This is a genomic window from Aestuariivivens sediminicola, assembly GCF_022662015.1.
In the GTDB taxonomy this organism is placed as follows: Bacteria; Bacteroidota; Bacteroidia; order Flavobacteriales; family Flavobacteriaceae; genus Aestuariivivens; species Aestuariivivens sediminicola.
In genome coordinates this window covers 482,614-500,910 of the sequence record NZ_JAKMCM010000002.1, presented here as the reverse complement: position 1 = coordinate 500,910, position 18,297 = coordinate 482,614, and the positions used below count along the sequence as shown (strand labels likewise).

13 protein-coding genes are annotated in these 18,297 nt (G+C 42.6%); 4 read left to right on the top strand and 9 right to left on the bottom strand.

What is annotated here, in order from left to right; genetic code table 11:
- Positions 1–62: 62 nt before the first annotated feature.
- The 3 genes from MR041_RS07005 to MR041_RS06995 all read left to right on the top strand — a co-directional run bounded on the left by MR041_RS07005 (position 63) and on the right by MR041_RS06995 (position 7,898).
- Positions 63–4,784 (top strand): pectinesterase family protein, encoded by a 4,722-nt coding sequence (locus MR041_RS07005; RefSeq protein ID WP_242092887.1) that lies wholly within the window; start codon positions 63–65, stop codon positions 4,782–4,784.
- Positions 4,785–4,786: 2 nt separating this feature from the next.
- Positions 4,787–6,634: a right-handed parallel beta-helix repeat-containing protein gene (locus MR041_RS07000; protein WP_242092886.1), complete on the top strand. Its 1,848-nt coding sequence runs from the start codon at positions 4,787–4,789 to the stop codon at positions 6,632–6,634.
- A 229-nt stretch (positions 6,635–6,863) separates the two neighbouring features.
- Positions 6,864–7,898, top strand: a complete 1,035-nt coding sequence (locus MR041_RS06995) for a LacI family DNA-binding transcriptional regulator (RefSeq protein WP_242092885.1) — start codon at positions 6,864–6,866, stop codon at positions 7,896–7,898.
- Positions 7,899–7,928: 30 nt separating this feature from the next.
- On the opposite strand, the gene MR041_RS06990 is transcribed toward MR041_RS06995, so the two are convergent.
- From MR041_RS06990 to uxaC, 9 genes are all read right to left on the bottom strand, one after another.
- The gene (locus MR041_RS06990) at positions 7,929–9,536 is read right to left on the bottom strand and encodes a UxaA family hydrolase (protein ID WP_242092996.1); all 1,608 of its coding nucleotides are present in this window, start codon (positions 9,534–9,536) and stop codon (positions 7,929–7,931) included.
- A gap of 19 nt (positions 9,537–9,555) precedes the next feature.
- Complete coding sequence (locus MR041_RS06985; RefSeq protein WP_242092884.1) at positions 9,556–11,016, bottom strand: tagaturonate reductase; 1,461 nt, start codon at positions 11,014–11,016, stop codon at positions 9,556–9,558.
- A gap of 11 nt (positions 11,017–11,027) precedes the next feature.
- The gene (locus tag MR041_RS06980) at positions 11,028–12,323 is read right to left on the bottom strand and encodes a TRAP transporter large permease (RefSeq protein ID WP_242092883.1); all 1,296 of its coding nucleotides are present in this window, start codon (positions 12,321–12,323) and stop codon (positions 11,028–11,030) included.
- A 2-nt stretch (positions 12,324–12,325) separates the two neighbouring features.
- Positions 12,326–12,787 carry a TRAP transporter small permease gene (locus MR041_RS06975; RefSeq protein WP_242092882.1) on the bottom strand — a complete coding sequence of 154 codons (462 nt, stop codon included), beginning with the start codon at positions 12,785–12,787 and terminating at the stop codon, positions 12,326–12,328.
- A complete protein-coding gene (locus MR041_RS06970; RefSeq protein WP_242092881.1) occupies positions 12,788–13,768 on the bottom strand; it encodes a TRAP transporter substrate-binding protein in 981 nt (326 codons plus the stop codon). It lies immediately after the preceding gene.
- Between the two features lie 9 nt (positions 13,769–13,777).
- Positions 13,778–14,446 carry a bifunctional 4-hydroxy-2-oxoglutarate aldolase/2-dehydro-3-deoxy-phosphogluconate aldolase gene (locus tag MR041_RS06965; protein ID WP_242092880.1) on the bottom strand — a complete coding sequence of 223 codons (669 nt, stop codon included), beginning with the start codon at positions 14,444–14,446 and terminating at the stop codon, positions 13,778–13,780.
- A 72-nt stretch (positions 14,447–14,518) separates the two neighbouring features.
- Positions 14,519–15,565, bottom strand: coding sequence for a sugar kinase (locus tag MR041_RS06960; RefSeq protein WP_242092879.1), 1,047 nt, complete (start codon positions 15,563–15,565; stop codon positions 14,519–14,521).
- A gap of 24 nt (positions 15,566–15,589) precedes the next feature.
- The gene (locus MR041_RS06955) at positions 15,590–15,928 is read right to left on the bottom strand and encodes a cupin domain-containing protein (protein WP_242092878.1); all 339 of its coding nucleotides are present in this window, start codon (positions 15,926–15,928) and stop codon (positions 15,590–15,592) included.
- Between the two features lie 6 nt (positions 15,929–15,934).
- On the bottom strand, positions 15,935–17,338 hold the full coding sequence (gene uxaC / locus MR041_RS06950; protein WP_242092877.1) for a glucuronate isomerase: 1,404 nt from the start codon (positions 17,336–17,338) through the stop codon (positions 15,935–15,937).
- 607 nt (positions 17,339–17,945) lie between these two features.
- Between uxaC and MR041_RS06945 the strand changes: the two genes are divergently transcribed.
- Positions 17,946–18,173 carry a YgaP-like transmembrane domain gene (locus MR041_RS06945; RefSeq protein WP_242092876.1) on the top strand — a complete coding sequence of 76 codons (228 nt, stop codon included), beginning with the start codon at positions 17,946–17,948 and terminating at the stop codon, positions 18,171–18,173.
- Positions 18,174–18,297 lie beyond the last annotated feature (124 nt).

Here is an 18,297-nt window from a genome sequence, read left to right as displayed (position 1 = left end):
GATGTAATCGATTACATCTTTAATTACGAAATAACGAACTAACTAAATTAACCTTCTAAGACATGAAAAAACTATCCTTTGTTTTATTAATTCCTTTATTACTTCTTTCTCTGGTAATACACGGACAATCGATCACAACCTATAACCTGGGTGATGGTTCGACATTTGGAAATACCGGTACACAGTGGGATCCGGTAACCACAACCACAAGCCCCGACGGTAAATTAAGAACGCAGGCAGCCACAAGCTTATGGCATAGCTCGGGTTATGGAATCGCATTTAAAGAGGGTAACTCTTTAGAAATAGATGTTGCCGGACATACCACCATACGCTTTTACGGATCGGTTTACAGTGCCGGTATCATGAATGGAGGGACAACTGCCGGCGGCAGTGATTTGGGTTCCATTGATGTCGATCTTGACAACCATCCGGGGATGGCCGATCGCAGCGGCTATTATGAATTCATGTATGTTGGAGGAGCAACAACCTTGTATTTCACATTTAGCGGGAGTAATGCTTATACCCCGGCAATTGAGGTGATTTCTCCAACTACCAATTATAATTTAGGCGATGGGTCCACATTTGGAAATACAGGAACCCAATGGGATCCGGTGACCACAACAACAAGCCCTGATGGTAAACTCAGAACTCAAGCTGCCACAAGTCTATGGCACAGTACAGGATATGGAATTGCCTTTAAAGAGGGTAATTCGCTTGAAATCGATGTTGAGGGCACCTTTTCAACGATTCGCTTTTATGGTTCCATATACAGTGCTGGAACTATGAGTGGAGGCACATCAATGGGTGGTAGTGAATTAGGAATTATCGATGTCGATTTAGATAACCACCCCGGAATGGCTGACCGAACAGGATATTACGAGTTTACCTATACCGGTGGTCCAACCACATTATACTTCACCTTCAGCGGCAGTAATGCCTATACCCCCGCAATTGAAGTTACGAATCTTTCCGTTTCCGTTGCAAAAACCGATGTATGGGATTTCGGTGCCAAGCAACTGGATGACGTACTGTACAATAACATGCTCACTGAGGATAAAATAAATGCCTGGTACCCTGGAATAACTCCTGGAACTTCAGGTGTGAATACGCCCTCAACATTTACGGAAGGCATCTTAACCTGGACCAGTTCCAGCAGTACAAGCGACCGCTTAAGAACCACAAATACCAACCTAACACGCTGGGATGAGAATCTCAGTGGTGTAACAGATCCTGAATATACCGGAAGAATATACAGCAACAGCCGCTCGACGAGTCGCTATTTTACATTAACACTGAGTGAAGATGATGAAGTTACTGTCATGATGCTCACTCAGGATGGTTCAGCTGATAATGTACAGTTCCAATATGCCGCCGACCCCGGGATTCAAAATGATGTTATTTTTGTTGGTACAGATTTAACAGAAGTTAAATTTGTCGCTAAGGCCGCAGGAGATTACAAATTATTTTCCTCAAATGATAAAATCAGTGTTTACAGAATTTCAAGAAAAGATGCCGAATATGTTACCTTATCCGGTAATGTCGATGAAACGAATGCGCCAGGCATCCCTGCAGGATATTCCATAAACTTTACGAACGAAGCAGGCAAAACCTTTTCTACAGTCGTTTCTGGTGGCACCTACAGTATAGATTTACCAATAGAATATACATACACCCTCAGTTTGAGTGGTGCCAATGGCTACCTGATCGGTAACGGGCTAACGCTTAATGTAACTGCCGAAACTACCACTTACGACATACAGGTACTTCAAGTAACACTCTACACGGTTAGCGGTAATATTAATGGTTTGCCGGACCTCACAAATCTGGAATTAACCTATACCCCGGATCCGGCGTCAAACAAAATTTACAATCCTATAGTAACCATAGATGAGGTGGGTTCAACCTATTCGGTTCAATTAGAAGCGGATGTAGAATATACGATTACTGCAGAAGGCGTGAATGATTATGAGATTGCTACCAATACCATTACCATTACCGGAGATCAAACGGCAGATATCGATTTTACGCCCAAGCCCACATACAGTATCACGATAAACACGCCTGATTTGGATACTTCCCAAAGAAGTATGGTTGGTCTGACATTTACCAATTTAAATGAAGAAGGTTATTCATACAGTTTTACCGGTCTGGATGCCATTTCCTTAAGAGACGGTGTTTATGCCTTAACTTATGATGGTGGTTTGGATGCCTATCCACTTAAATTAGCGCTGACATCGAACCTGACTGTCTCCGGATCTGACACCTCAAAAGATCTGGCTTTCAATCCGGTTACGGAATGGGTGTTTAATACGCGTACCATTTCATCCGCTTCAGCTTATGAAGGATTATTATTTACGGGAAATGTCAATGTTCGGGGTGGAAACGGCGATTTGAATGCGGGCAGCGGTGCGACCATTGCAATTCCTGTTAAACCCGGACAAAAAGTACTCTTAACAGATTATTATGCCTCAAACTATTCCATAGAAGGTGGTCCAACCATTTCCAATACTTCAAACAGTACGAGTATCAACGTTGTCGGGGAATATGTTTATCCCGGAACGACCGATGGCTATGTCAATGTTGCCATCGGAGGCACTACCTATTTTGTATCCATAAAGGTTCTTGATATAGTGGCCTATAAAGCAGTTATCACTGTTGGTGCAGATAAAGACTACCAAACGATCAATGGTGCATTAAATGCCATTTCGAAAATGGATCGACCAAACAACGAATTGGTAACGGTTATGATTGATCCGGGTAATTATGAAGAGATGCTGGTTATAGAAAGTCCGAATATTTACTTTAAAAATGCCGGGGTCTTTCCTAGCATAGGTCTATTGAACAAGGGTGTAGATATTGAAAATGATGCCGTACGGATTACCTCATATTACGGACAAAAGTACAATTTCTTTTCCCAGGGTACGAATAACAAATGGAGTGCTGAGGCCTTAGCGGTTAATACCGCCAACGGTTATACAGAATATGTAAACAAAGAAGGTACAGGAGGTGGCGATTCCTACTGGAATGCAACGGTTGTCATTAAGTCGACCGACATTACTTTTGAGGACATCATACTGGAAAATTCATTCAACCAATACATTTCCCTCAAGGAATCCCAGGACATTGTGCTTGCTAAAGATCCAACGAGTGAACCTACCCGACCCACAGATTATGGTAACACCAACGTTCAGGACAGAGGTGCGGGTTATGTCACCCAGGCAGCAGCCATCGGGATTGCAGCTAGTGCCGATAAAATTATCTTAAATAATTGTCGCGTTATTGGACGTCAGGATTCATTCTATGGTGCCGGACCCGCCCGAGTTGTGGTTTACAAAGGTGCCATGATGGGTGCCGTTGACTACATCTATGGAGCGATGACCGCTGTGTTTTACCAAACAGACTTCGTTTTAAATACGAGCGACAGCAGTAATGATGCAGCTTATATCACAGCCGCTCAACAATCTGGAGGCAGAGGCTATTTAATGTATGAATGTCATGTGAAATCCCCTATCCCCGGGGTTGAAACCGCTTCAACCTATGGTTCAAAACCCGGGTATTTTGGTCGCCCATGGGCACCTAATACCAGTGAAGTCGTCTTTTATAACACGATCATAGATAGTTCAACCTATCCGGGTTCCGAAGGACTTTCGCTAATAAATCCAGTGGGATGGACGAGTTCACTCGGAGGCGAATCGCCGTTTATGTACGAATACGGAAGTACGGAAGCCTCCGGAGAGGATAACTCGGCAAACAGAGCAAGTTGGTCTACTGTGCTAACCTCGCCTACATTAACTGATGGAACCGATATCACCACCTTTAATTTTACCAAAGGAAATGACGGTTGGGATCCCATTCCACAATTGAATGCTGAAGAAGACACCGATTATGATGGCGTTTTAGATGTAACTGATAACTGTATAGAGAATCCCAATGCCGATCAAGGCGATTTTAATAACAATGGTATTGGTGATGCCTGTGAAGATTCTGATGGCGATGGTCTTCTCGACAGTGAAGATGATTGTCCGGAAAGTCCCGCAGGGGCCATTATCGACGTGTTCGGATGTGAGATATTCGAACTGCCATCAAATAACTTTCTTATCTCCACAACATCCGTTACCTGTAACGGTCAGAATGATGGATCTATTAGTATCAGTGCTCAGGATGCTTCTTATACTTACAATGTCTCTGTTGATGGTGGTGCAGCGGTAAGCTTTACCTCAGAAGTGCTTCTCGATGGTCTGGCACCGGGAGTTTATACGGTATGTATTACCATTGAAGGAAAGGATAATTACGAACAATGCTATAATGTAACTGTCGATGGACCAGAACCATTAAGTGCCTATTCGAAAATAGATCGCGATAAGAATATTGTGACCTTAACCCTATCCGGTGCAAGCAGTTATAATATTGATCATAATGGTACCATGACCACAACGACCAAGAGTACTTTAGACATCAACCTATTACCTGGAAATAATTCGATCATAGTAAGTACTGATAATAGTTGCCAAGGTAAATTTTCAGAGAACATATTTGTCTCAGAAGACGTTATGGTATTCCCGAACCCGACGAGAGGAAACATTCAGGTGTATATAAATGGCAAGGATGGTAATGTAAGTGTCTCCATTTTTGATCTTCAAGGAAGGGTATACAAAAATTCAACAAGAGCAGTATCATCAAACAGAATCATTAATCTTGATTTAACCAGTTTAAGCAATGGTATCTATTACCTTCAGTTGAACGGAAACACAGTTAGCAAATCAATTAAAATCGTAAAAAAATAATTATGAAAACCTTAGTATATAAATTCTACTATAAAGCCTTTACGGTTTTTTTAGCACTCTTAGTAATAACTTCGTGTTCTGATGATGATGAATTTAAAGCTCCAACATATACATCTACACCGGGAGAAGCCCTATTAAACCTGCCTTTAAACAATCAGGAATGTGAAATTGGAGAGGTTATCGACGATCAGGCAACCGTAACATTCAGTTGGAATGAATCTGAAGCCACCGAAAATTATAACCTCACCATTACAAATTTAATAACCCAAGATGTTACCCTTAATGTCGGGCTTGAAACTAATACCACGGTGGTGAGACTCACAAGGGGTTATCCCTATTCCTGGATGGTTACCTCAAGAAATTCAGGTGGAACAACAACGAATTCTGAAGTTTGGAAATTCTATCTTGCAGGAGATGGTGAATCTAACAATGTACCCTTCCCAGCAACCCTTTTAAGTCCGCTATCGGGAGCAATAGTTGCCCCGGTGGATGGCAAAGTTACCCTTGAATGGGAAGGATCGGATTCCGATGGCGACGCCATTACCTTTACTCTTTTTGCCGACACGGTTGATGGAAATCAGACACCTCCGGTAGAATGGCAGAATATAACAGAAACAAGTGTTGAGATCCTGGTTGAACCAAACACGGTATATTTTTGGCATGTTGAAACGTCCGATGGGCGCAACACTTCAATAAGTCAAACCTTGACATTTAAAACAGGAACACCTCCTGAAGGTACTGTGGTAGCTACTTCCCAGGAGATATTGGATGCCATAAGCGCTGCGGTATCCGGTGAAATAATTTATATTCGTGGTGGAGACTATGTATTTAATTCTACCATAGATATTACAAAAAGTGGTGTCTCGGGCAGCACCATCTCCTTAGTCGCCTATCCTGGAGACTCTAGCAGACCCAAATTTGATTTTTCATCAATGAGTGAGAGTTCCTCAAACCGCGGTATTCAATTAGAAGGATCGTATTGGCATATCAAAGGTATCGATGTCTTTGGCGCCGGAGATAATGGCATGTTCATCAGGGGACATCATAATCTCATTGAATTCTGCACATTTAGTGAAAATTCCGATACGGGTCTTCAAATAGGTAACGGCGGCTCCAACAATACCATATTGAATTGCGACTCCTACTTTAATGCAGACTCCACTCTGGAAAATGCTGATGGATTTGCCTCTAAATTAGATGCCGGAACCAACAATAAATTCATTGGATGTCGCGCATGGCAAAACTTAGATGATGGCTGGGACGGCTATATGAGGGGTAACGACAATATCACTACCTATTATGAAAATTGCTGGGCATTTAAAAACGGCATCTTAAAAGATGGCAGTACAGGCTCCGGTGACGGTAATGGATTTAAAACAGGCGGTAGCGATGACAAATTATTGAAGCATAATGCCATATACAACAATTGTATTGCAGCCGGGAATGTTTTCGATGGATTCGACCATAACAGTAACCGTGGCGATATCACCATCTATAATTGTTCTGCCTACGATAATGGAAGAAACATAAGCTTTAGCAGTACAAACCCGGCTAACGCACTTATCATTAAAAATTCGGTGAGCCTGGATGGCAATAGTAATGATAGCTTCAATGCCACTACTACGGATATCACGAACAACAGCTGGCAAAACGGACTGTCTGCGGACGCTTCCGACTTTGTGAGTTTGAATATGGATCTGCTCAGCAGTCCACGAAATGCCGATGGGAGCTTACCCGATATTGATTTTATGAATTTGGTTAATGGCAGTGACCTTATCGACGGGGGTGTAGACGTGGGATTACCCTATAACGGATCGGCACCGGATCTAGGCGCTTTTGAATATGAATAAAAGATAGATTAAACTTGAGAAATCAGAAGGGTCAGGCTTTATTTGGAGGTCTGCCTTTCTGATTTCAAATAGGATTTACAACTAGTGTATTCCGGGATTTTTTATGGATTTTAACCTATTTAATCCCTGATATTATAACATTAAGTGACACTTATTCAATCATTTTTTATGAGATCATATGATGTTAATGCCAAATAATATACCTTTAGAACCATAATAATACACATACGTGAGTAAAAAAACAACCATATATGATATTGCCAAGGCCTTAAACATTACCGCTGCAACGGTGTCGCGGGCCCTCAATGACAATCCCAAAATAAGTGAGGATACAAAAACCCTGGTCCTGGAGACTGCTGCTAAAATGAATTATAAGCAAAACAAACTGGCTCGTGCCCTCAAAAGTGGTAAAAGCTATAATGTTGGTGTTATCGTTCCTCGCATTGACAGTAATTTCTTTAGTTCCGTTATTCGTGGCATTGAAGAAGAACTAAACCAGTATGGCTATCATGTCATTATTTGCCAGACACATGAAGATGCAGGCCTGCAAAGTGAAAATATTGAAACTTTATTGAACGCTCAGGTCGATGGCATTCTCGTATCCACAACTTCAAATTCAAAAAAGGAGGATTTCCAAAGGGTTTTGAAGAAAAATATCCCACTCATCTTTTTCGATAGAAGAAAGCAGATGGAAGGGGTCAGTTCTGTAATCATAGACGATTTTGACGGAGCATACAAGGCGACAAAACATTTGATAGACCAGGGATGCACTAAAATTGTACATTTTGCAGGCGATCAATCCCTTGAGATCTTCAAAGAACGGTGTCGGGGTTATAAACAGGCATTGACCGATTCAGGCCTGGCTGTTAATGAGGAATATATCATAAAGACGAAAAGTAATCTTGACGAAGGCATTACGGCAGCCAGAAAATTGTTAAAGCTGAGTCCGCTGCCGGATTCCATATTTTCTTCGAGTGATTTCACTGCTCTTGGTGCCATTAAAGAACTGAGAAAACACAATATACAGATTCCAAAAGACTTCTGTGTCGTCGGATTTAGTAATGAACCTTTTACAAAATTCATGGAACTTCCCATTAGTTCGGTAGACCAATCGCCTGTTGATATGGGAAAAATGGCAGCTAAAGTATTTTTAGAACAAACTACCAGCAGCACCAATATAAAAATGGAAAAAAAGGTCGTTTTAGAACCCGAGTTAATTGTCAGGCAATCGTCATTAAAAACGCAGCCTGTAACAGAATCCTAAACGCCTCAGCATGAAAGGCCTGACAACACCTTAAAGGGAGACGCCCCTGCGCCATGGAATAAAGTCGTTTTGATCCAGAAGCCTGGCTTTTGCTTTCACCTTACCACTGGCCACATCTATGATAAACTCCAACAGTTCTTCGGCCATGTCATCAATGGTCTTTTCACCGCGAATAACCGCCCCCGTGTCAAAATCAATTATATCCGGCATTTTGGAGGCTAGCTCACTATTCGAAGACACTTTAATTATGGGAGCCACGGGATTTCCCGTAGGCGTTCCCAAACCTGTTGTAAACAGTACGATATTGGCACCAGATCCTACCAAAGCGGTCGTGCTTTCCACATCGTTCCCAGGCGTACATAAAAGATTCAATCCGGGACGGACCAGGTATTCTCCATAGTCCAGGACATCCGCTACCGGTGAAGTCCCTCCTTTCTTTGCCGCCCCTGCCGATTTCATGGCATCCGTAATAAGACCATCCTTAATATTCCCCGGAGAAGGATTCATGTCAAAACCGGAGCCTGCATCGACTACCGATTTTTCATATGCCTTCATTAGGTGTAAGAACTTCTCCGATTTTTCTTCGTCCACACATCGGTTCACCAGTTCCTGTTCCACACCACACAACTCAGGGAATTCGGCCAATACCGCCGTACCATTTAAGGCCACCAACCTATCCGAAACCGCTCCCAGTGTGGGATTTGCCGAAATACCTGAAAAACCGTCAGATCCCCCACATTCCAATCCTACCTTTAATTGCGATAAGGGCGCGGGCTTTCTCTCTATACCATTGGCTTTTCTAATCGCCTCAAAAGAGTCTTTGATCACTACGGATAACATATGGTCGACCGTACCCATTTGCTGCTGTTCATAAATTAACACAGGCTTTTTTAAATCCGGGTTTAAAGCGTTCAAGGCCTCCTTGAAAATACTTATCTGAAGGTTCTGGCAACCCAAACTTAAAACCGTTGCACCCGCAACGTTGGGATTATTCACATAGCCTGCCAATAATCGCGCTAAGCTTTCAGAATCCTGTCGAATACCTCCACAACCGCCCGGATGGGTGATGAATTTTACTTCAATATTATCAAAAACATCACTTGATGTATCGGCTGTTTGTGTGCCATCAGCTCCATGCACCAAAGAGCGCAACAATAACTGATGGGGATTTTCCCTTTTCTTTAAAAGTTCTTTTTCGAAAACATCTTTTAAAATTTCAATATTGCGATTTTCACAAAACACCAAAGGAAAGAAGAGCCATATGTTTTCGGTTCCCACCTGACCGTCCTCACGGTGATATCCCAAAAATGTCCTGTTCTTCCATTTTTCAACATTGGGGGCCGTCCAGTTAAAGGCTTCAGTCTTACCAAATACCTTTTCACTCTGATGCTTCACATTGTCGGTAGTTAAAATAGCACCCTTTTCTATGCGCTCATTGGCAGAACCAACCAGAACACCATACATGATAATTCGGTCTCCGGGATGAAATGTCCGGAGTGCTATCTTGTGTTTTGATTTTGTATCTGATAATACGCTTAGCTCCCCCTCCTCGAAAGGAATACGCTCTCCGGCCTTCAAATCTCTTAAAGCTACGGCTACATTATCCTCCTGGTGAACCTTTATAAGCTGCTGTGACATAGTCTTATTCATAAAACGATTAATAGTTTTCCTTGTAGTGTTCCAATCCCTTCTCAACACCGTGATTTTCAATCTGCTCCAAAGCAAAAGCTATGGCTTCCGACAAGCCTTCCACCTGCGTTAAATCCTGATCCCAAAATTCGGTATTTTGCAAACATAACTGAGCGACCTCTTGAACGCTTTTACTACTCCAAATTTTTTCAAAGGCCTGAACCACCGGTTCCCCGTCCTTCACAGGTAAAGGTTCACCGCGCCACGATCCCTTGTAGAATCTTATGAGGCATGCCAATGCAAAGGTTAAGTTGGTCGGTAATTTTTTATGTTTGGATTCAAACGCCAATAAACTCGGGAGAACCCTTACTTTAAACTTTGAAATGGAATTCAAAGCAATATCCGCCAAGCGGTGTTTGATAAACGGATTTCTAAATCGATCCAATACATCACTGGCAAAAGCATCCAGTTCAGACCGTTCCATGGGCAGGGTTTCATTGATCTCATTGAAAATGGCCTGATGAACGAAGGTCCCTGTAAAATCGTTGTCGATGGTTTCCTTTACCGTTTCATTACCATATAATAATGAAAATGGCACCATTGCCGTATGGGCTCCATTCAATATCCTCACCTTTCTGGTGCGATAGGGCTGCATATCGTCAACGATCTTAACATCGAGAGCCGTCATATGAAAAGGCAATTTATCCTTTAGTTGTGCATCACCTTCAATGACCCAGAGCAAAAAGGTTTCGGCAGTAACAATTAAATTGTCAAGGTAATCCAACTGTGCATTGTGGGCCTCGATATCATCTTTTGGATATCCCGGAACAATACGGTCTACCAAGGTGTTATGGAAAGAACAGCCTGTGTCCAACCAATCCATAAAGGCGCCGTCCAGGTTCCACAAGGCGCCATATTTTAAAATGATCTCCTTTAGCGTATCGGCATTATAATTGATCAGTTCACATGGAATGATGGTCAGTCCCTTTTTCGTATCTCCCTTATAATGCTCAAAGCGCTCATACAGTAACCGTGTTAGTTTCGCCGGAAAAGAATTGGGTGGCTCCATACTGAAGGTATCATTGGCATCATAGGCAATACCGGCCTCCGTTGTATTTGAAATAATAAACTCCAGATTATCCTCCCTGGCCAGTTCGAGATATTGATCAAAATCCGTGTACGGATCAATACCCTTGACAATGTTTGTAATCAATTCCTTTTGCTGCACAGCCTCGCCATTCTGAATACCTTTTAAGAACAGGGTATACAGACCATCCTGGTTGTTCAGCATGTTAACCATACCTCTGGCAATAGGCTGCACCACAGCAATACCTGCATTAAAATTTACTGTTTTATTTAATTGCTGAAATGCATACTCGACAAAGGCCCTTAAAAAATTGCCTTCACCAAACTGAACCACCTTGACGGGTAATTTTTCTTCCAAACCCATGGAAACCCGATTCAAATGTTTATGTGTGGCTGTTGACATATCGAATTATTTTAAAGATTGAACAATCTTGGTAGCCAAAGCGAAAGTTCCGGGAAATACGTTACCAAAAATAAAGCAACTACCATAGCTATAAACAGAGGTATTAATGGTTTTAACACCTTTTGAATGGTTGTTTGAGCCACACCAACACCTACAAAGAGCACCGAGCCTACCGGAGGTGTACAGAGCCCTATACATAAATTAAGCACCATGATAATCCCGAAATGTACCGGATCCATCCCAAGGTCAACCACGACAGGAAGGAAAATAGGCGTAAAAATAAGTACCGCGGGAGTCATGTCCATAAAGATCCCAACAAACAGCAGTAAAAGGTTTATAATGAGTAATATTATGATCTTGTTTTCACTTATAGCCAGTAATGTAGAACTGATATCCTGAGGAATATTTTCATAGGACATTACCCAGGACATGCTCATGGAGGCCCCTATTAAAAGCATCACTATAGCCGTTGTTGCCGATGATTCCAATAAAATCTCAGGTAATGATCTCACTGTGATTTCCTTATAAGCGAAGCCCAGGACCAGGCAATACAGTACCGCTACGGCAGAGGCTTCAGTAGCCGTAAAAATACCCGTTACAATCCCGCCAATAACCACAACCAATAAAAACAGGCTTGGTACAGCGTCAATAAAGGTTTTCCACACCTCCTTTAACTTACTTCTTTCGCCTATTTTATATTTTTTCTTTTTCGCCCAAACCGAAGCCACAATCATGAGAAACAATCCGGTAAGAATGCCCGGAATGTATCCGGCTAAAAACAGGGCTGCAATGGAGACCCCTCCACTGGCCAATGAGTAAACAATAAGCACATTACTCGGGGGAATCACCAGTCCGGTGGTGGCAGAGGTAATATTTACCGCTGCTCCAAATTCTCTGGAATACCCTTCCTTTTCCATTTCAGGACCTAAAATACTTCCCATAGCAGAGGCAGATGCCATAGCTGATCCCGCTATAGCGCCCATTAACATGGCACCAATAACATTGATCAGTGCCAGACCTCCAGGCAAGGACCCCACCAGGGTTTTTGCAAAGGCAATGAGCCTATGGGCAATACCCCCTTTATTCATGAGCTGACCTGATAATATGAAAAACGGGATGGCTAATAGGGCAAAGCTATCCAGACCTGTTCCCATCCGTTGTGATACCGTTGTAAAGGCCGGCATCATAGGAATGCTAACCAACATGGTTAGGACTGAGGAAATGGCTATACTCCATGCTACCGGTGTTCCGATGGACAGTAAGGCGACAAAACTAATGACTAACACTAATACTGGTAAATACTCCATAACTATTCCAGGTTTAAAATATCAGATACTTTGTAAAAAATTATCAATATCCCACTTAGTGGAATAGCCAGATAAACTGCGGCCAGAGGTATTTGAAGCGCGGGCGAATGCTGACCCAATACATAGGTAATATACACCAGTCTGCTGCCCCCTACAACCATAGCCAGAAGGGCAAATATGATGATTAACACATAAACAATGAGTTTCAGTCTTCTTTGCACATCAGTGGTTGCTCTTTGAGGAAGGACATCTATCGCCACATGCATATTTCTTCCTGAAACGTAAGCGGCACCTAGAATCCCCAACCAAATCATTAAATAACGTGCCAACTCATCTGTAAATGAACTCGGTGTACCCACAATAAATCTTGTAAATACTTGCCATAGTACATTTACAACCATGATGCTCATAATGACGATAAGCGCGGTGCTGAGTACCTTGTCAATTTTTTTTCTTAATATCATTTAGTTATAATTTTTAATCCTTTCTATCAAATCGCCAATCGCCTCGTCCTTCTCATATTCCGAATAAACAGATTCCACTTCTTTCGAGAATATAGATTTGTCGGGTCTGATAACCGTAACGCCCGCTTTCTGTACTTCTTCCAGGGCTTCTTTTTCGGCTTCGGCCCACAACGCTCTTTGGTAGGCCACGGAAGCATCGACTGCCTGATTTAACCACGCTTTTTCCTCGTCCGACAGCCTGTTCCAGATATGCGTCCCGATAATTAATACGTCGGGGAGAACGGTATGCTCATCTAAGGCATAATATTTACATACCTCATAATGCCGCGATAAATAAAAACTCGGCGGATTATTCTCAGCACCATCTACGACCCCCTGCTGCAATGAGGTATATAACTCACCCCAGGAAATTGGAGTGGGAGATCCCCCTAAACTCTTTACCATATCCATAGCCGTAACACTCTCCATGACCCTTATTTTAAGACCTTTCAGGTCATCAGGTGTTCTCACCGGTTTGTCCTTGGTGTAAAAACTTCTGCTTCCGGCATCATAATAGGCCAAGCCCTTGATCCAGTATTGTATGCCCTCATCAAGGAGTTCCTCCCCTATGGGTCCGTCCAGCACCTGAAAAGAATGTGCCCTATCCTTAAACAGATAAGGTAAACCAAAAACTTTCATAAGCGGTGCGAAATTCTCCATAACACCAACAGAAACCTTGGTCATGTCCAAACTTCCTATTTGCAGGAGTTCAATGCACTCCCTTTCGGTACCAAGCTGTTGACTGGGATAAATTTCCAATTGCATTTTACCACCGGAATTTTCCTTTAAATCCTCACCCATTTTAACCATGGCTTTGTGCACGGAGTGATTCACATCCAATCCATGAGCTAACTTAATGGTTCTGGTTTGTTTAACCTGGCTGCAGTTCTGTACAATGCTGCATGTGCATACGATGAGTATCAATCTCCGGAGCGCCTTCATATATTCCCTTTAGTGTTTAATTCTTCTTATCAGATCCAGCGCCTTTCTTACGGTCGCTTCCAAAGCAACATAGTCCTTATTGGCTATTATTTCCTTTGAGATCAACTGCGAGCCCATACCCACACAGGTCACCCCTGCATTGAACCACCCCTTTAGGTTCTCTTCCGTAGGCGATACCCCTCCCGTTGGCATAATGCTGGTCCATGGCTGAGGGCCTTTGATTCCCTTAACAAACTGCGGCCCGTAGATATCTCCCGGGAACAGCTTGACGATCTCACAGCCCAACTCCTCGGCTCTGGCGATCTCGGTTAGACTTCCACATCCCGGTGACCATAAGACTTTCCTTCGGTTACAGGCTATGGCGATGTCCTCTCTTAATACAGGTGTTACAACGAAATTGGCACCAAGCGCCATATACAGGCTGGCTTGAGCAGCATCAGTCACTGAACCCACGCCCATGATCATACCCGGCAGTTCCTTTATGGCGTATTTGGTGAGTTCCCCAAAGACCTCATGGGCAAAGTCGCCACGGGCGGTAAACTCCAATAAACGTGCCCCGCCATCATAACAAGCCTTTAGGACCTTCTTACTCAATTCGATATCGCTGTTGAAAAACAGAGGAACAAGCCCGGTGTCTTTCATGGTTTGTGCTACTTCCAGTCGTGTGTATTGTGCCATGTTATCTCATTTAATCCTTCCCTATGGAAAGCATATTTAGTTTTAGTTCTTTTATATTACTGTTTTTTTAACTTATCTGGCCACCCTGCCTGAGGCATCACCGCCCATCAATTTTTCCACTTCCGATACGGTCACCAGGTTTGCATCGCCCTTAATGGTATGCTTCAAACAGGAAGCGGCCACCGCAAAATCAAGGGCATTCTGGTCGTCATCCGGATATTGCAACAGGCCGTAGATCAATCCGCCCATAAACGAGTCACCACCACCTACTCTATCCACAATATCAGTGATCTGGTACTGACGTGTCTCATACATTTTGTTACCATCGTAAAGCACGCCTGCCCAGGTATTGTGCGAGGCCGAAATCGACCCCCTCAGTGTGGTGATCACCTTTTTGGCCTTTGGAAACTTTTTCATCATTTGTTTACAGACCGACAGGAAGGCCTCGGCCTTGACATCATGGCCGTGTTTGTGTACATCCAGACCTTCAGGGTGTATACCGAAATGCTTCTCTGCATCCTCCTCGTTACCCAGTACAATATCACAGTATGAGGTGAGTTCGGTCATTATTTTTTCTCTATGGGCATCATCACAGTAGGTCCATAGCTTGGCGCGGTAGTTCAGGTCGGTAGAGATGGTAATCCCTTTATCACTGGCCACTTTAACAGCCTCCAGACAGGCATCGGCTGCCCCCTGAGATATGGCCGGGGTAATCCCCGTCCAGTGGAACCAGGCCACACCATCGAAAACAGCATCCCAATCGATCATTCCGGCCTCGATCTCACTCATGGCCGAATGGGCGCGGTCGTATACCACCTTACTGCCCCTGCTCACGGCGCCTGTTTCAAGGAAGTAGATGCCCAGCCGGTCACCACCCCATAGGATCTTGTCGACACCAACACCGCGCTTACGCATCTCCATCATGGCACACTGGCCTATATCATTTTTTGGGAGGCGTGTTAAAAAATCGACATCCACACCATAATTGGCCAGGGAAACGGCCACATTGGACTCGCCCCCGCCATACACCACATCGAAACTGTTGGCCTGTGAAAATCTTAAAAATCCTTCAGGGGCCAATCGCAGCATGATCTCCCCAAATGTCACTACTTTACTCATTGAATATTATTATTAATAATTGTTCTACTTTAAAAAATCCTTTCTTACAGGGGTAAACACATCTATCAAAACACCCGATTCCAGGCATACGACCCCATGAGGTGTATTTGATGGTACAAAAAAGGAATCTCCTTTTTTAAGTACCTTTTTATCATCAGCAACAGTCACCTCAAATTTTCCTTCAGATATGTATGTGGATTGCGTATGCACATGATGATGCACTGATCCAACGCCCCCTTTTTCAAATTTAACATTAACCATCATCATGGTATCGTCATAACCAACTATTTGACGCTCAATTTTATCTTCAACGGCTTCCCATTCCATCTCATCCTGTCTGAAAAAAATAGCCTTATCCCCCATTATGCTTTATAAATTGAAATATGCTTTTGCATTGAAATAACTGATATCCGAAACGATCTTTCCTATCCATTCCATATCAATGGGCAATTCCCCTCGTTGCATTTCATCTCCAAACAGATTACAGAGAATGCGTCTGAAGTATTCATGCCTTGGAAAAGACAAAAAACTTCTGGAATCGGTGAGCATCCCCACAAAACAGCTCAGCAATCCCATATTGGACAGCGCGTTTATCTGCTTGATCATGCCATCCTTTTGATCCAGGAACCACCATCCGGATCCAAATTGCACCTTACCCTTTGTACTTCCATCATTGAAATTCCCGATCATGGTAGCCATAACTTCATTATCGGCCGGGTTTAAATTATAAATAATGGTCTTGGTCAATTTGTCATTGCTATCCAGGGTATCCAAAAACGCCGATAAGGACTGTGCCTGAGGATAATCCCCGATCGAATCCCATCCCGTATCCGGTCCCAGAATGCGATGCATTCTTTTATTATTATTCCGCAAAGCCCCGAGATGGAATTGCTGCACCCAACCCCGAGCATGATAATTTTCACATAGGAATAAAAGCAATGCGGTTTCAAATTTAGCAATTTCGTGTTCGGATAAGGCCTTTAAATTCCTTTTCTTATGGAATATACTTGAAATTTCATCATCTGTAAACGATTCAAAAGCAATCTGCGTTAGCCCATGATCAGAGATGCGACATCCCTGTGCATGGAAATAATCTATCCTGCTGACCAAGGCATCCTTTAAATCCTGATAGCTGTTAATATTAAGATTGGCTGCCTGACCTAAAGCCACCAGGTAGTCATTGTAATTTTGGCTACCTATTAAAATAGCCTTATCCGGTCTGAAGGCGGTACGCACCCTAATTTCAAAATCGCTTTCTGCCAGTGCCTTATGATGGTCCAAGGTATCGATCGGATCTTCAGTCGTGCAGAGGTATTCCACCTTCATCTTACGAAGTAGATTTCTACAACTGTAATCGCTGCTCTGTAATTTCTCAGAAGTTTCCTCGTAAATTTTTTCGGCCGACTGATCATTGAACATATCGAAAATACCAAAATAACGAGCCAATTCCATATGGGTCCAATGATATAAGGGATTCCGCATCGTATAAGGCACGGTTTTAGCCCATTGCAGAAACTTTTCCTTGTCGGCAGCATTACCGGTAATATAGCGCTCATCAATACCCAGGGTGCGCATGGCCCGCCATTTATAATGATCGCCGTTTATCCAAAGTTGGGTTAAATTGGGGTATATTCTATCGTCGAGAATGTCTTTTGGTGGCAGGTGATTGTGATAATCAATAATAGGCAGGTCCTTCGCGAAATTATGATATAATTCTTCAGCATATTTGTTTTCAAGAAGAAAATTATGGTGAATAAAAGGTGTACTCATCATTAGTTTGGTTAGCTTAATTAGTTTCTGCTACATGGCATTCCTGTAACATTCTAAAAATAGGCTTACAACATATTAATGCAATATTTAGGATTTTTTTATACAAACCTATCCCGTGCTATCCGCCTATTTTTTAAATCACTCGAACATGTGTTGAGCGCGTCGCATTATTTTTCCAATGTTTTATTGACATCAGCCCGTTGCAAATCAGGTATCAACCCACTCAAATCACATTTTAATGTAATCGATTGCACAAATATAGATAAAATAATTAAAACATGGCATGTTTAATTCATTTTTTCAACTTTATAAGTCCATATCAGCCTGAATTCCATATGTGTTTCAGCATTCATACGGGTTTCCTTCCAGAGCCCTCATTCAAATCTGAAAACAGGTTAACCCTTGTTCTCAAGACTTAAACCCCGGCAACAGCATCCATTTTTCATAATTTACCAGGTGCTTTCTTCAACTCAGGATCGCGATTTACGCACCGTGTCAAATCATTGTGCCCCTGAATTCTAGGGGTTGCCCTAAAATGTATGTCAAGATTAAAATTAAATCCGTATTTTTATGTGATACACATATCTTGTACTATTAAAAAGATGACATTATGGGAACCAATCAAACACAAACAAAAATCAGATTACACGATGCCATAGTTGGTATACTTTACGGTGTAAGCGTTATCCTTGCTGTTACTGTGAACATGCAATGGCTTTATGTAACCGGGGCTGTTGCCCTGTTGCAAATCATTAGCCCTATGACAAAGTTCTGTCCTGTTTATTTTATTTTGAATAAAATGATGCCGGATTCCGATCCCATTCAAAACGGGAAATGAGTAACAGCTTGACTGAAGCAAAAAGCATTCTGTATTTTTCTCAGTCAATAAAAATCCTTTATTGAAGTGTTGAATCCCACCTGATAACCCCATTATCATGTGGGTTTTTTATTTCGGACATCCA

Coding starts and splice junctions, on each gene's coding strand:
- MR041_RS07005 (WP_242092887.1), top strand. CDS start 63: ATGAAAAAACTATCCTTTGTTTTATTAATTCCTTTATTACTTCTTTCT.
- MR041_RS06985 (WP_242092884.1), bottom strand. CDS start 11,016: ATGTCAACAGCCACACATAAACATTTGAATCGGGTTTCCATGGGTTTG.
- MR041_RS07000 (WP_242092886.1), top strand. CDS start 4,787: ATGAAAACCTTAGTATATAAATTCTACTATAAAGCCTTTACGGTTTTT.
- MR041_RS06975 (WP_242092882.1), bottom strand. CDS start 12,787: ATGATATTAAGAAAAAAAATTGACAAGGTACTCAGCACCGCGCTTATC.
- MR041_RS06955 (WP_242092878.1), bottom strand. CDS start 15,928: ATGGGGGATAAGGCTATTTTTTTCAGACAGGATGAGATGGAATGGGAA.
- MR041_RS06980 (WP_242092883.1), bottom strand. CDS start 12,323: ATGGAGTATTTACCAGTATTAGTGTTAGTCATTAGTTTTGTCGCCTTA.
- MR041_RS06960 (WP_242092879.1), bottom strand. CDS start 15,565: ATGAGTAAAGTAGTGACATTTGGGGAGATCATGCTGCGATTGGCCCCT.
- uxaC (WP_242092877.1), bottom strand. CDS start 17,338: ATGATGAGTACACCTTTTATTCACCATAATTTTCTTCTTGAAAACAAA.
- MR041_RS06990 (WP_242092996.1), bottom strand. CDS start 9,536: ATGTCACAGCAGCTTATAAAGGTTCACCAGGAGGATAATGTAGCCGTA.
- MR041_RS06965 (WP_242092880.1), bottom strand. CDS start 14,446: ATGGCACAATACACACGACTGGAAGTAGCACAAACCATGAAAGACACC.
- MR041_RS06970 (WP_242092881.1), bottom strand. CDS start 13,768: ATGAAGGCGCTCCGGAGATTGATACTCATCGTATGCACATGCAGCATT.
- MR041_RS06945 (WP_242092876.1), top strand. CDS start 17,946: ATGGGAACCAATCAAACACAAACAAAAATCAGATTACACGATGCCATA.